Here is a 13,972-nt window from a genome sequence, read left to right on the forward strand (position 1 = left end):
CAGCATGCGAGATCCCCGGGCACCGCGTCCGGTGCCCGGGGAGTTGGACCGGTGGTCCGGTCAGAAGTCGAAGACCGAGCCGATGCCGTCGGTCATCGCGCAGGAGTTGGCGAAGGTGTAGCTGTACGAGACCCGCTTGCCCTGCCACACGCCGTCGGCGGTGACCACGAAGGGGTTCCACTCCTTGGTGCAGAGCCGGTCCGACGCGGCAGTGGTCACCGCGTTGAAGTCACCGGCCACCGCACGCAGTTGGGCACAGGCGGCTTTCGGGTTCGGGTGGCTGCCGGTCGCTCCCGGCATACAGCTGAGCGTCACGGCGCGCTGCACCGTGGCGGTCGCGCGGCTTTCGCCCTGGCCGGCCGTCAGCACCAGTGCCGTCGGGGCATAGAGCCCGCCGGTCCGCGTGGGCTGCTGCGCCGGTGCGGCGACGGCCTGCGCGGTGGTGGCGAGCGTGCCCAGGACCAGTGCCGCGCCGAGCGCGACCGCCCCAGTGATGTACCGCATGACGAACACTCCCTTGCTCGAAGGTGCAGATACCGGACGGGAGTCTGGCCCAACCGCACCCCGAAAGCACCCCGAGCGTGCAAGGAGCGATCGCTTTGAGTCGTTAGATGAAAGCTGAGAGTAATGGCGCGAACCGGCCGGGGCGGTAGGCGGGCGGCCGGGGCGAAGCTGTGTGCGGCCAGCGGGGATGCCCGCCCTGGCATGCCCCGGGCAAGCGCCGCTCGGCCACGGAACGAAGGGATCCGGCCGCCGACCGGTCGTTCGGGCGGGTTTCGATCTCCGGCGATTGGCCGAAGAGGAGGGCCGGAGGGGCCCTCCGGGCAGCCCGGGGCTCCCGACGAGGTAAGAACCGGCCGCCCGCCGGTCGCCTTACCGGCCCGGCTCCCCCTCATTTGCCCGCCCGTTCACTCCGTACGCCCCGCCATTTCCGGCAGCCCCGCCGTCAGCGCCCGCATGGTCCGCACCACCAGTTCGGCGGGGCCCTGCGGCCCGTCCGGTGCTCCGTCCCCCGCCGCCCACTCCTCCACCGCGACCCGCATCGCGGTGTTCGCGGCGGCCGCGGCCAGCCGCACCGCCGACGGGTCCGCACCGGTCAGCCGCGCCAGGACCGGTCGCAGCGCCTCCTCGGTGTCGTGGTGCACCCGGTGCCAGACCGCGCGCAGTGCCGGATCGCCCGGCATCGCCCGCAGCAGCCCGCGGGTCCAGCGCAGCGCCTCGGCGGCCGGTGCGTCGGCGGGGGACAGGGCCCGGTGGGCCGCCCGCTCCAGCACCTCGCGTACGGGGAGGGCGTCCGGGCCCGTCGGCGGCGTGGCCAGATCGTCGATCCACTCCTGCACCCCGTTGGCGAGCAGCGGCACCACCGCGTCCTCCTTGGCGCGGAAGTAGCGGTAGAAGGTGCGCAGCGCGACCCCTGAGGTGTGGGCGATCTCCTCGGCGGTGACGGCGGCGCCGCGCTCCGTGAACAGGGCCGCCGCAGTGCGCGCGATCTCCAGCTGGGTCTCCGCCTTGCGCCGCTCGGTGAGCGAGGGGCGGGGCGGCGGGGTGGAGCGGGGCGCGGTCGGCATGCGCGTCAGTTTACGGACCGGGGTGCCAGAGCGGCATGGCAGGCGAAAGTGGCATGACGTGCCATTTGCGGGTTAGCGTGCCCGGGTACCTCACGAACGGAGCTGGGCCATGCAGCGCTTTGACGGACGCCGCGCACTGATCACCGGAGCCGGCTCGGGCATCGGCCAGGCCACGGTCCACTGGATCCTCGCCGAGGGCGGCCGGGTGGTGGCGGCGGACATCGATGCCGCGGGGCTGCGGATCACCGCCGACCGTGCCGCCGCCGAGGGCACCGATGACCGGCTGGAGACCGTGGTGCTGGACGTGGCCGACGAGGCGGCGGTCCGTACGGGCGTCGCCGCCGCGGTGGCGAGCCTCGGCGGTCTGGACGTCCTGGTCAACGCGGCCGGTATTCTGCGCGCCGCGCACACCCATGAGACCGGCCTGGACCTCTTCAACCAGGTCCTCACGATCAATCTGACCGGCACCTTCCTGATGATCCGTGAGTCGCTGCCCGCCCTCCTGGAGGGCGAGGCGCCGGTCGTGGTCAACTTCAGCTCCACCTCGGCCTCGTTCGCGCACCCGTACATGTCGGCATACGCGGCGAGCAAGGGCGGAATCCAGTCGATGACGCATGCCATCGCGAGCGAGTACAGCAAGCAGGGGCTGCGCGCGGTGTGTGTGGCGCCGGGCTCCATCGCCAGCGGCATGACCAGCGGCCCGGTGCCGGGACTGCCCGAGGACGCCGATATGACGCTGTTCACCAAGCTCTTCCCGGCCATCGGGGAAGGCTTCGCCGGTCCGGAGACGGTCGCCGGTGTCATCGCGATGCTCGCCTCGCGGGACGGCGCGTTCATCACCGGCACGGAGATCCGGATCGACGGCGGCACGCATATGTGAGCCACGGGGCAGTGGGCGGCTTCGGGCCGTCGCCTTTGGGTCGTCGCCTTTGGCGTCGATGTGGAGGCCAAACGGCACTCAGCGAGATGGACGGGCTAGGCCGCCCGTTTGGTCTGAACGTCTTCGGCTGTCAGGGCCTTGCCGCCGATTGCCCAGGCGCCGCTGGGAGTCTCGGTGATGACGACATGTGTCACCGGTCGCAGTGCTTCGCCTTCGACGGCGATCACTGCCTCGGAGACCTCTTCGACCATCTTCTGCTTCTCTTCGGGGGTGAATACCCCTGCGATCACCTTGATGTCGATGAAGGGCATCGGATGCCTCCCATGTGATGGTGAGATCCGGCCGTCATGCCGCGGTGTGGGCTTGGCGTAATCGGCTCCGGCCGTCGTCGGGCCGACCCGGTTCACCGTCGAGCCGTAACGCTGAGGTCAACCGCTGCTCGCGCTGGCATGTTTCTCTCAGTGTCGCAGATCGGCTCCGGTGACGTACGGGAGCGCGGAACCAGCCGCGAGGGGCCGTTCGCTTCCCGCACCGAGGCCCCACGCCCCGCCGTACCTCAAGCCTGCCCGGTCTCGAACCGGCTCACCTTCCCGTCCTCCACCGTGAACCGCCAGCGTGTCCGCATCTCGCCCCAGGTGTCGTTGCGGTAGTCCGCGACGAGGGCGAGTCCGCCGTCCGATTCGGACCGTACCTCCAGGTGTCCGCGGGTCGCGAAGATCTCCCGGTCGCACCATTCGCGCAGATCCCGGTCGGACCCGTCGTCGGACATCGTGGCGTCAGGGGTGAGGGCGTCGTAGAACGCCTGCTCGTCGTGGTGGTTGAGGGCCGTGACCAGGGCACGGACCGCGGGGTGGGACAGCCGGTTGGCGGGGAGGGTCATGAGGGGGGCGCGCCCTTCTTGCGGATGATCGACAGAGCCAGGGTGAGCAGGGTGCCGCCCACCGCCCAGGCGGCGGGCACCAGGAGCGGCCCTGTGTTCCCACATCTTCCGGTTGGTGGCGGAGAGGCGCAGGTCGGTGGGGCTGATCGGTGGAGCGGTGAGCGGACCTCCCGGGATGTGTTCGTACGAATGTTCGATGGGCGGGTTATGGTGGAGAGGAGGAACGGGGGACGCAAGGTCAGCCGGGGGGCGGATGAGGTGCAGGAGGTGCGGATGCCCGGGTTCACGCATCTGCACACCGCTTCGGGGTTCTCCCTGCGCTACGGCGCCTCCCACCCGGAGCGGCTCGCCGAGCGCGCCGCCGAGCGCGGAATGGACGCCCTCGCGCTGACCGACCGGGACGGGCTCTCCGGGGCCGTACGGTTCGCCAAGGCCGCGGCCGAGGCCGGTATCCGTCCGCTGTTCGGCAGTGAACTCGCCGTGGCGGAGCGGGAGTCGGCGCCCACGCCCACCGCGCGCCGCCGCACCCCGGTGCGCGGCGGCGCCTTCCTCGACGAGTCCGCCGCCCGCGCCGTCTTCCTGGCCCGCGACGGAGCGGCCGGCTGGGCCGCCCTGTGCCGGCTGGTCTCCGCCGCCCACGCCGGGCAGGGGGAGCAGCCCGTCCTCCCGTGGAGCGCCCTGGAGGCCGCCACGGACGGACTGACCGTGCTGCTCGGGCCGGACTCCGAGGTCGGCCGGGCGCTGGCCGCCGGCCGCCCGGACCGCGCTGCGAAGCTGATCGCCCCCTGGCGCGAGCTGTACGGCGAGGCGCTGCGCCTGGAGGTCGTCGACCACGGCCGGCCCGGCAGCGGCCCCGGCTCCCCGCGGCTGGCCGCCCGTACCCTCGGCTTCGCCGTCGACCAGGGCCTGCGCGCCGTGCTGACCAACGCGGTCCGCTATGCCGACCCCGGTCAGGGTCCGGTCGCCGATGTCCTGGACTCCGCCCGCCGTCTGGTGCCGGTGGACCGGCACCGGCCCGAGGCCCGGGACAGCGGGGAGCGCTGGCTCAAGGACGGCGCCACGATGCGCCACACCGCCGAGCGGATCGCCGAGGCGGCCGGTTTCCGGCGCGACCTGGCTCACCGGCTGCTCGCCATGACCGAGGAGGCCGCCGGGGAGTGCCTGGTCGACCCGCAGGACGACATCGGGCTCGGCCGTGTCCACTTCCCCGAGCCGCGGCTGGTCGGCGCCGGGCACCGCACCGCCGCCCGCGTACTGCGCTCGCACTGCGCCGCCGGGATGGTGCTGCGCGGCTACGACCACGACCGCACACGCTGGGCGCGGCTGCATGACGAGCTGCGCACGATCGAACGGCTCGGCTACCCCTCGTACTTCCTGACGGTCGCTCAGGTCGTGGACGACATACGGAAGATGGGCATCCGGGTCGCGGCCCGCGGGTCCGGTGCCGGATCCCTGGTCAACCACCTCCTGGGTATCGCACACGCCGATCCGGTCGAGCACGGGCTGCTGATGGAGCGCTTCCTGTCCGAGCGGCGGGCGGCGCTGCCGGACATCGATATCGACGTCGAATCCGCCCGCCGGCTGGAGGTCTACCGCGCGATCTTCGACCGGTTCGGCGCGGAGCGGGTCGCCACGGTCTCGATGCCCGAGACCTATCGCGTACGGCACGCCGTACGGGACGTGGGCGCCGCGCTGGGCATGGACCCGGCGCGGGTGGACCGGCTGGCCAAGGCCTTCCCGCACATCCGCGCCCGGGACGCGCGGGCGGCGCTGGCCGAGCTGCCGGAGCTGCGCGGGGTGCGGGAGGCCGGCGGTGAGCAGCTGTGGCCGCTGGTCGAGGCGCTGGACGCGCTGCCGCGCGGTATCGCCATGCACCCGTGCGGGGTGCTGCTCTCCGACGCCACGCTGCTGGACCGTACGCCCGTCGTCCCGACCAGCGGTGAAGGCTTCGCGATGTCCCAGTTCGACAAGGACGACGTGGAGGACCTGGGGCTGCTCAAGCTCGATGTGCTGGGTGTGCGGATGCAGTCCGCGATGGCGCATGCGGTCGCCGAGATCGGCCGGGCCACGGGGCGCCGGATCGATCTCGACGACCCCGCACAGGTGCCGCCCGGGGATCCGGCCACCTATGACCTGATCCGTTCGACCGAGACGCTCGGCTGCTTCCAGATCGAGTCACCGGGGCAGCGTGACCTGGTCGGGCGGCTCCAGCCGGCCACCTTCCACGATCTGGTGGTCGATATCTCGCTGTTCCGGCCGGGGCCGGTCGCCGCCGACATGGTGCGGCCCTTCATCGAGGCCCGGCACGGTCGCAAGGCGGTCCGCTATCCGCACCCCGACCTGGAGGAGCCGCTGCGCGAGACCTACGGGGTGGTGGTGTTCCACGAGCAGATCATCGAGCTGCTGCGGATCATGACGGGCTGCGCCCGGGACGAGGCCGACGAGAAGCGGCGGGCGCTGTCGCATCCGGAGCTCCAGGGCCGGGTGCGTGCCTGGTTCGCGCAGCGCGCCGAGCGGCGCGGATACGCCCCCGAGGTGATCGCGCGGACTTGGGAGATCGTCGAGGCGTTCGGTTCGTACGGCTTCTGCAAGGCGCATGCGGTGGCCTTCGCGGTGCCCACGTACCAGTCCGCCTGGCTCAAGGCGCATCACCCCGCGGCCTTCTACGCCGGGCTGCTCACCCATGACCCGGGGATGTATCCGAAGCGGCTGCTGCTCGCGGATGCGCGGCGGCGCGGGGTGCCGGTGCTGCCGCTGGATGTGAACCGGTCGGCGGTCGCTCACCGAATCGAACTGGTGTCTGGTGTGGGGGTCCGTGGCGACGGGCCGGGGGACCGCTCCGCGGTCTGGGGGCTGCGGCTCGCGCTCTGTGATGTGCACGGGATGAGTGAGGCCGTGGCGCGGCGGATCGAGGCCGGGCAGCCCTACCGCTCGCTGCAGGACCTGTGGCAGCGGGCCAGGCCGGACCGCCCGGTGGCCGAACGCCTCGCCCGGGTGGGCGCGTTGGACGCCTTCGGGGCGAACCGGCGGGATCTGCTGCTGTATATCGCCGAGCTGCACCACCGCGGACGGCAGGCGCCCGGCGGCCAGCTGACGCTGCCCGGCCGGACCCTCGACGGTGCGGGCCCGGAGCCGGTCGATCCGGTCGAGCCGGCCGGGCTGCCCGACCTCAGCGAGGTCGAACGGCTCAGCGCCGAGCTGGGCGTCCTCGGCATGGACACCTCCCGCCATCTGATGGCCGACCACCGGGAGTTCCTCGCCGAGCTGGGCGCACTGCCGGCCCGGCTGCTGCGCGATGCCCGGCACGGCGAGACGGTGCTGGTCGCCGGGGCCAAGGCGGCCACCCAGACGCCGCCGATCCGCTCCGGCCGCCGGGTCATCTTCACCACCCTGGACGACAGCACGGGGCTGGTCGACTGCGCCTTCTTCGACGACAGTCATGCGGCCTGTGCGCATACGGTCTTCCACTCCTGGCTGCTGCTGGTGCGCGGTACGGTCCAGCGCCGCGGTCCGCGCAGCCTCAGCGTGGTCGGCGCCGCCGCCTGGAACCTCGCCGAGCTGGCCGAACTGCGCCGCGAGGGCGGGCTGGAGGCGGTCGCCGCCCGGCTCGCGGACGTCCCGGCGGCGGAGCCGGACGCGCCGGTGGCGGAGCCGGACGCGTCGGCCGCGGAGCCGGGCCAGGGACCCGGCAGGGAGTCCGGGACGGACCGGGAGCAGCCCGAACCGGCCGCCGCACCCGGCCGCACCATCCGGCTGACGACCGGCTACGAGATGCACCCGTGGGCCGATCTCCAGCCGCCCGGTGAACGCGCCGCCACCGGCCGGAAGTTGTGGCACTCCAGCCCGGGGAGCGCGGGATGACCCCCGTGCCGAGGCCGCCCGCCACACCGCCGGACCCGCCCGGTGCGGGCGCCGGCGTCACGGGACCGGCGGACGCCGCGCTCCCCGCCGTGCGGCAGCCGGGCATGCTCCACATACGGTTCCGGACCACCGACGGCACCCCCCTGAGCGCCGGGTGTTTCGAGCAACTGCTGGGTCTGCTGGCGCAGTTCACCCCGGTGATCGAGGCGCTGCCGCCGGACGCCGCGCTGGCGGATGTGCGCGGTGCGCTGCGCTACTTCGAACGGGACGCGGCGGGCATCGCCGAACTGGTACGGCTGCGCGCACTGGCCTGGCACGGCGTACGGTGCACGATCGGCATCGGCGCCAACCCGCTGCTCGCCCGGATGGCGGCCCAGGGCGCGGCACCGGGAGAGATCCGGGCGGTCCCCGATGACGCCGGAACCGTCGCCGCGTTCCTCGACCGCCGGCCGGTCTCGGCGCTGCACGGCGTCGGCCCGGCGACCGCGCGCGCCCTGTCCGCGTACGGACTCGACAGCGTCGGCCGGATCGCCGCCGCGCCGCCCGCGACGCTCCAGCGGATCCTCGGCGCCAGGACGGGCCGGATCGTGTACGAGCGGGCCCGCGGTATCGACCCGACGCCGGTGACGCCCAACGCGGCGGCCCGCTCGATGGGTGCCGAACACCGCTTCGTCCACGACGAGTTGGACCCCGCCAGGCGCCGCCGGGCGCTGCTCTCGCTCGCCGACGGCCTCGGGGCCCGGATGCGCGCGAGCGGGCAGGCGGCCCGCGCGCTCACCCTCACCGTCCGCTATGCCGACCGCTCCACCACGACCCGCACCCGGCGGCTGGACGGGCCGACCGCGCACGGGCCCGCGCTGACCGAGGCGGCCTATGCGCTGCATGCCGCGCTCGGGCTGCAGCGGGCGCGAGTACGGTCCGTGGCGCTGCGCGCGGAGGATCTGTGCCGCGCCGAACGCGCCGTGCGGCAGCTGACCTTCGACCCGTCCGACGACAAGGCACACCGCATCGAGGCCGCCGTCGACCGCGCACGGGCACGCTTCGGAACCGGGAGCATACGGCCCGCGGCGACCCTCGGCCGGACCGGCCGAAACCCTCCGCCCGGCCGGGCGGAGGCCGGCCCGGCGGCTCAGCCGTAGAGCCGCTCCGCGTACTGGGGGCCGTAGTGCCGCTCCAGCTCCTCCAGGGGTATCTCCGGGGCTTCCAGGCCCTTGACCATCCGGGCCCGGGAGGGCAGTGCGTCGGGCTGCCAGGTCTCCGGCTTCCACAGCGCCGAGCGCAGGAACGCCTTGGAGCAGTGGTAGAAGATCTCCTCGACCTCCACCAGGAGCGCCAGCCGCGGGCGGTGGCCCTTGACGGTCAGCGCGTCGAAGAACGGGGCGTCGCGCAGCAGCCGGGCGCGGCCGTTGATGCGCAGGGTGTCACCGCGCCCCGGGAGGAAGTAGTTGAGCCCGACATGCGGATTGGCGAGGACGTTCATCCAGCCGTCCACGCGCTTGTTGCCGGGGCGGTCCGGGATCACGAGGGTGGTGTCGTCCAGGACATGGGTGAAGCCCGCGGGGTCGCCCTTGGGGGAGGCATCGCACCGGCCCTGCGCGTCCGCGGTGGCAATCACACAGAACGGCGAGCGGGCCAGCCACTGGCGGTCGAGGTCCTGCAGCCGGTAGCGGGTCTTGTGCGCCGCATGGGAGCTGGGCTCGCCGACCAGCTCACGCAGCTCCGCCGCCGAGTCGATCTCCACGATCCCGGTCAGATCCGCCGTCCCGGCCGTTTCCATCGGTCTTCCCCCTCATGTCACGTCCATGGTCAAGCTGTTGACGACTTTACGGGACGGCTCTGACATCGGACCCGGGCGGGACGGACGGGGGAGCCCCAGGCACAGAAACGGCGCGCCGCACCCCGGGCGTCCGGTGAGGGTTATGTGCTGCTTCCTTCACCGTCACACCGCTGGTCCACCGTGCTTACCCGGCCGTAACTTTACTTGCCAGTCAACTGCGTTGGCCCTTGCGATCCGGATCGCGTGAACGGCTCACCGAGCACTTCGGAGTCCCCTCGCCCCGCAAGGAGCATCGTATGAAGCTGCGCTGGTCAAGAACGCTCACCCTGCTCCCCGCCCTCGCCCTGGCCCTCGGCGCCACCACCGTCCCCGCTGCCGCCGCCCGCCCGTCGTCCGCCACTACTCCGGCCGGGGACGCGGCGCACCGCACCGCCGTCAGCAGCGGCTGGAACAACTACTCCTGCAAGCCCTCCGCCGCCCACCCGCGGCCGGTGATCCTGGTGCACGGCACCCTCGGCAACTCCGTCGACAACTGGCTGGGCCTCGCGCCCTACTTGGTGGCCCGCGGCTACTGCGTCTTCTCCCTGGACTACGGCCAGCTGCCCGGCGTCCCGTTCTTCCACGGCCTGGGTCCGGTCGACGCGTCCGCCCGGCAGCTCGCCGCGTACGTCGACCGGGTGCTGGCCGCCACCGGCACCGACAAGGCCGATCTGGTCGGCCACTCACAGGGCGGCATGATGTCGCGGGTGTACCTGAAGTTCTATGGCGGCGCGGACAAGGTGAACGCGCTGGTCGGGCTGGCCCCCGACAACCACGGCACCGATCTGAACGGTCTGACCCGGCTGCTCGACCACTTCCCCGGCGCCAAGAAGTACCTGCACGAGCTGACCCCCGGGCTGACCGACCAGATCGCCGGCTCCGACCTCCTCAACCGCCTCAACGAGGGCGGTGACACGCTCCCCGGGGTGCGCTACACCGTGATCGCGACCAGGTACGACGAGATCGTCACCCCCTACCGGAGCGCGTTCCTCGACGGACCCGGCGTGCGCAATGTGGTGGTCCAGGACCTGTGCGGGCTCGACCTCTCCGAGCATGTGGCCATCGGGCTCATCGACCGCGTGGCCTTCCACGAGGCGGCCAACGCCCTTGACCCGGCCCACGCCACCCCGACGACCTGCCTGCCGGGCTGACCGGGAGCCGGTCCGGCCCGCCACTACAGGGGGCCGGGCCACGCTCCGTACAGGGGTGAGGTGCAGCCGCCGGCCAGTGGGGTCGTGAGGTTCAGTCGATGGCCAGCAGGGCGTCGGTGCACTGCTCCGCCAGGTCCTCGGCGTGCGGGGGCAGCGGGGTGCCGCCGCGCAGATGGCGGCGGACCAGCGACAGCGGGAGGTCGACGGCGGCGAGCGTCACCCGGTCGAAGCCCTCCCGGCCGTGCAGCCCCAGGGCCCCCGTGAGCGCCGCCAGGGCGGCCCGTACCCGCATGTTCCCCTCTTCCGCGCGGAGCAGATGCTCGTCCGACCAGTGGTCCCGTCCGAACTCCTGGGCCCCGTACAGGAGCAGTGCGGCCTCCGCCGGGTGGGCGCGGCTCCACGCCACGATGTGCCGGGCGGCCGCGCGGCCCCCGGCGCGCGGGTCGTCCGATGATTCGAGGGCCTCGAAGTAGCCCGCCTGGAAGCCCTCGACGGTACGCAGCCACACCTCGGCGAGCAGCGCCGTGCGCCCGGCGAAACGGTGGTAGAGCGAGCCACTGGGCGCGCCGACGGCGGCCGCGACCGCGGACATGGTCACACCCGAGGGCCCGGTCTCGGCCGCCAGCCGTACGGCGGCGTCCAGGAGCTGCGCGGTGTCGAACCGGGGTGGCCTGGCCATGTTCTAGAGGGTACTCTCCACTATATTGGAGATGCCCCTCTAGAACGGGTGTGGCGCCGCTTCACCGGCTGACCCGCCGCAGTGTCAGAAAACCGAAGGCGGCGCAGGCGAGCGCCGCCGGGATCAGCAGCAGCCACCCGGAGAAGACCAGCACGGCCGCCGTCAGCAGGGCGCTCGCGCATCCGCCGCACCACAGGGGAGTGCGGCGCGGCAGCAGCACCAGCGCGGCGGCCAGGCCGGCGAGGGTCACCGCCGCCAGACAGGTGGCGGTGGCCCTCATCAGGAGATCCAGATCGGCGCCGCCGAAGCCCGCCGCCGCGGCCACCAGCACGGCCGCCCCGCCGAGCACCGCCAGCGACCGCCGCGGCACCTCACCCGGCGCACCGCCCTTGGCCAGCGCGCGCGGCGCCGCCCCGTCCCGGGCGAGCGCCGCACCGAGCCGGGAGGCCCCGGCCAGATACGAGTTGACCGCGCCAAAGCTCAGAAACAGCGCCGCCACGGCGGCCACGGGGCGGGCGGCGCCGCCCACGCTCCGGGCGAGCAACTCCGTCAGCGGGGTGTCGGTACCGGCCGCGGCCGGGCCCAGCGCACCGATCGTGGTCACCGCGAGCCCCAGGTAGAGCACGGTGATGACGGCGAGCGTACGGCGCGTCACCCGCGGCAGATCCCGCCCGGGATCGGCGAACTCGCCCGACAGATGGCTGGCCGCCTCCCAGCCGGCGAACGCGAAGAACAGCACCCCGGCCGCCGACCCGACCGAGGACCAGCCGCCGGGCAGGAACGGGGTGAAATGGCCGGCGGACACCTGCGGCGCGGCGGCCAGCACCGTGCCCAGCAGCACCACCGCCAGCAGCCCGCCGAGCAGCAGCTGCATCCGGCCCGACATCCGCAGCCCCACCGCGTTGGAGACCAGCGCCACCGCCAGCACCGCCCCGGCCACGACGGCGGCGCCCGTACCGCCCCAACCGGCCGCGTCGGCCACGTACTTCCCGCCGATCCAGGCCGCCGAGACCACGCCGATCGGCACCGCCCCGTAGAACCACCACCCCACCATGGCCGCCGCCCGCGGTCCGATCGCCCGGTGCACATAGGTGGCCACGCCCCCGCCGTCGGGGAACCGCGCGCCGAGCGCCGCGAAGGAGGCGGCCACCGGTATGCACAGGGCGAGCAGGAGCACCCAGGCCAGGAGCGAGGCGGGGCCGGCCGCGGCGGCGGCGAGGGACGGCAGCGTCAGGACGCCGGGGCCGAGGACGGCCCCGGCGCACAGCGCGGTACCGCTGCCCACGCCCAGCCGCCGTACATCCGGTCGTACGGATGCCGGAAGGGATGTCTGTTGTACGGTCACAGTCGCTGAACGTAACCGTTGGATTGATCAAATTGGCTTCACGCCGAACATAATTCGGGAGCTGCGGCACCATGGGGCTCATGGACGACATTGATTCGGCGATTGTCCGCGAACTGCAGCGCGATGCACGGCAGACCAACCGCGACCTGGCCCGACGGCTGAACATCGCGCCCTCCACCTGCCTGGAGCGGGTCCGTGCGCTGCGCGCCCGGGGAGTGATCACCGGCTATCGCGCGACCGTGGACCTGCGCGCCCTCAACCGCCCCGTACAGGCGCTGCTCACGGTCCGTATCCGCCCGATGAACCGCGAGGTCATCGAGCGCTTCAAGGCATTTCTGACGTCGCTGCCCGAGGTGCTCAGCGTCTATGTCGTCGCGGGCGGGGACGACTTCCTCGTCCATGTCGCCGTCCCGGATGTCGACCGGCTGCACGCGCTCCTCATGGACCAGGTCTTCAAGCGGCGGGAAGTCGTCGACTGCCGGAGTTCGGTCATCTACCAGCATGTCGCCAACGACATCATCGAGGCGCTGCCGCCGAACGGTTCATGACAGGGCGCCGCCGCCCCCGGGGGTGGGAGGGGCGGCGGCGCTTCCTGGACGGCCGGGGCTGCCGGGCTCAGCCGCGGTGCCGGGCGGCCCTGCGGCGGGTGGTGGTGAACAGGACCCCGGCGCCCAGGGCGAGCACGGCGGCGCCGCTGACGGCGAGCGGGGCCGTGGAGCTGTCGCCACCGGTTTCGGCCAGCCGCTGACCCTCTACCGGACGGGAACCGCCGTTGGCGTGCGGGGCGTTGGCCTCCGAAGCGCTGGCGGCCGCCGGGGCGTGGGCGTCCGCCGACCGGACGGTGCCCGTGTGGCCGCCGTTGTGGGCAGCGCCCGTGTGGCCGGCGCCGCCGCCGTGGTCGTGGTGGCCCGTGCCCACCGACGACTTGGCGGCGCCCGCCGCGATCTGGGCGTCGGTCGGCGCGGAGGCGGCCGGCGCGGACTTGGCGACGGTGCCGCCGGACTTCTTGCCGAAGACGACGTCCGAGCAGGTGTAGAACGCCTCCGGGCTGTCCGACCGCTGCCAGACGCTGTAGATCAGGTGGTGCCCGGACCGCGCCGGCACCTTCGCGTCGAAGACGTACTCCCCGTTGGTGAGCTTCGGGTTGACCTTCGCGAACGGCTTCGACTCCAGGTCGGACCACTTCAGCGGCTTCTTCGGGTCATAGCCCGCCTTGGTGATGTACAGCTCGAAGTACCCCGCGTGGGGCGCGGTGGCCTTGTAGTGGAAGGTGTGGCTGCCCGCCCGCATCCGGGACGACGGCCAGTCGGCGCGGGGCAGGTCCAGGCCCTTGTACTCGGCGTTGTTGGCGCTGCACAGCTTGCCGTCCGGGATGCGGGTCCTGGACCGGCCGCCCGCCTCGCCGTCCCGTACCCCGTTCCAGTCGTAGAGCGCCTGGGCCCCGCCGGTCTGTACGGCGGCCTTGCACGCCGCCGACCGCGGGCTCTCGGGGCCCTCCGCGTAGCACGCCGACACCCGGCTCACCGGGTCCGTCATCGAACCGTGGGCGGCGGCCGGGCTCGCGGTGAGCGCGGTGAGCGCGAGCGGGGCGATACCGACCAGTGCGATCCCGGTGGCCTTGCGACGAACGGTCATCGTGGGGGTCTCCTTCATCAAGTGCGTTGAGTGCGTTGAGTGCATGCGGCGGGGGAGCGGTGGGGGGCCGGGGCACCGTCGGCGCCGCCCCCGGTGACCGGCGCCGACGGTTCGTGACCCGCCTTGCGAGCAGCACGCTAGCCGCGCTGAACAGCGG

13 protein-coding genes are annotated in these 13,972 nt (G+C 73.0%); 5 read left to right on the top strand and 8 right to left on the bottom strand.

Annotation, left to right across the window (positions count from 1 at the left end; translation table 11 throughout):
* Positions 1-60 precede the first annotated feature (60 nt).
* A complete protein-coding gene (locus tag STRTU_RS28310) occupies positions 61-504 on the bottom strand; it encodes a subtilase-type protease inhibitor (protein WP_159747450.1) in 444 nt (147 codons plus the stop codon).
* 404 nt (positions 505-908) lie between these two features.
* Positions 909-1,568, bottom strand: coding sequence for a TetR family transcriptional regulator (locus STRTU_RS28315; protein ID WP_159747451.1), 660 nt, complete (start codon positions 1,566-1,568; stop codon positions 909-911).
* Between the two features lie 109 nt (positions 1,569-1,677).
* Here STRTU_RS28315 and STRTU_RS28320 point away from each other — a divergent pair, with 109 nt between their 5' ends.
* Entirely contained in the window at positions 1,678-2,448 is a 771-nt protein-coding gene (locus tag STRTU_RS28320; RefSeq protein WP_159747452.1) for an SDR family NAD(P)-dependent oxidoreductase, read from the top strand.
* Positions 2,449-2,543: 95 nt separating this feature from the next.
* Here STRTU_RS28320 and STRTU_RS28325 read toward each other — a convergent pair whose 3' ends face one another.
* Both STRTU_RS28325 and STRTU_RS28330 read right to left on the bottom strand, forming a co-directional pair.
* The gene (locus tag STRTU_RS28325) at positions 2,544-2,759 is read right to left on the bottom strand and encodes a tautomerase family protein (RefSeq protein WP_159747453.1); all 216 of its coding nucleotides are present in this window, start codon (positions 2,757-2,759) and stop codon (positions 2,544-2,546) included.
* Between the two features lie 245 nt (positions 2,760-3,004).
* On the bottom strand, positions 3,005-3,328 hold the full coding sequence (locus STRTU_RS28330; RefSeq protein ID WP_159747454.1) for a nuclear transport factor 2 family protein: 324 nt from the start codon (positions 3,326-3,328) through the stop codon (positions 3,005-3,007).
* 273 nt (positions 3,329-3,601) lie between these two features.
* Here STRTU_RS28330 and STRTU_RS28335 point away from each other — a divergent pair, with 273 nt between their 5' ends.
* Entirely contained in the window at positions 3,602-7,189 is a 3,588-nt protein-coding gene (locus STRTU_RS28335) for a DNA polymerase III subunit alpha (protein WP_159747455.1), read from the top strand.
* Complete coding sequence (locus tag STRTU_RS28340; RefSeq protein ID WP_159747456.1) at positions 7,186-8,328, top strand: DNA polymerase Y family protein; 1,143 nt, start codon at positions 7,186-7,188, stop codon at positions 8,326-8,328. Before STRTU_RS28335 ends, STRTU_RS28340 begins: the two co-directional genes overlap by 4 nt.
* Here STRTU_RS28340 and STRTU_RS28345 read toward each other — a convergent pair.
* Positions 8,319-8,966 (bottom strand): pyridoxamine 5'-phosphate oxidase family protein, encoded by a 648-nt coding sequence (locus STRTU_RS28345; protein ID WP_159747457.1) that lies wholly within the window; start codon positions 8,964-8,966, stop codon positions 8,319-8,321. The two genes, STRTU_RS28340 and STRTU_RS28345, sit on opposite strands and share 10 nt — an antisense overlap.
* 296 nt (positions 8,967-9,262) lie before the next feature.
* On the opposite strand from STRTU_RS28345, the gene STRTU_RS28350 reads away from it, so the two are divergent.
* The gene (locus tag STRTU_RS28350; protein ID WP_159747458.1) at positions 9,263-10,156 is read left to right on the top strand and encodes an esterase/lipase family protein; all 894 of its coding nucleotides are present in this window, start codon (positions 9,263-9,265) and stop codon (positions 10,154-10,156) included.
* Positions 10,157-10,247: 91 nt separating this feature from the next.
* Here the strand turns inward: STRTU_RS28350 and STRTU_RS28355 are convergent, their stop codons facing one another.
* Entirely contained in the window at positions 10,248-10,835 is a 588-nt protein-coding gene (locus STRTU_RS28355; RefSeq protein ID WP_159747459.1) for a TetR/AcrR family transcriptional regulator, read from the bottom strand.
* A 61-nt stretch (positions 10,836-10,896) separates the two neighbouring features.
* Positions 10,897-12,180, bottom strand: coding sequence for an APC family permease (locus tag STRTU_RS28360; protein WP_246241485.1), 1,284 nt, complete (start codon positions 12,178-12,180; stop codon positions 10,897-10,899).
* Between the two features lie 80 nt (positions 12,181-12,260).
* Between STRTU_RS28360 and STRTU_RS28365 the strand changes: the two genes are divergently transcribed.
* Entirely contained in the window at positions 12,261-12,728 is a 468-nt protein-coding gene (locus STRTU_RS28365; protein WP_159747460.1) for an Lrp/AsnC family transcriptional regulator, read from the top strand.
* Between the two features lie 67 nt (positions 12,729-12,795).
* Here the strand turns inward: STRTU_RS28365 and STRTU_RS28370 are convergent, their stop codons facing one another.
* Positions 12,796-13,815 carry a lytic polysaccharide monooxygenase auxiliary activity family 9 protein gene (locus tag STRTU_RS28370; protein WP_159747461.1) on the bottom strand — a complete coding sequence of 340 codons (1,020 nt, stop codon included), beginning with the start codon at positions 13,813-13,815 and terminating at the stop codon, positions 12,796-12,798.
* Between the last annotated feature and the right edge of the window lie 157 nt (positions 13,816-13,972).

The sequence above is a fragment of the Streptomyces tubercidicus genome, assembly GCF_027497495.1.
GTDB classification, from domain to species: Bacteria; Actinomycetota; Actinomycetes; order Streptomycetales; family Streptomycetaceae; genus Streptomyces; species Streptomyces tubercidicus.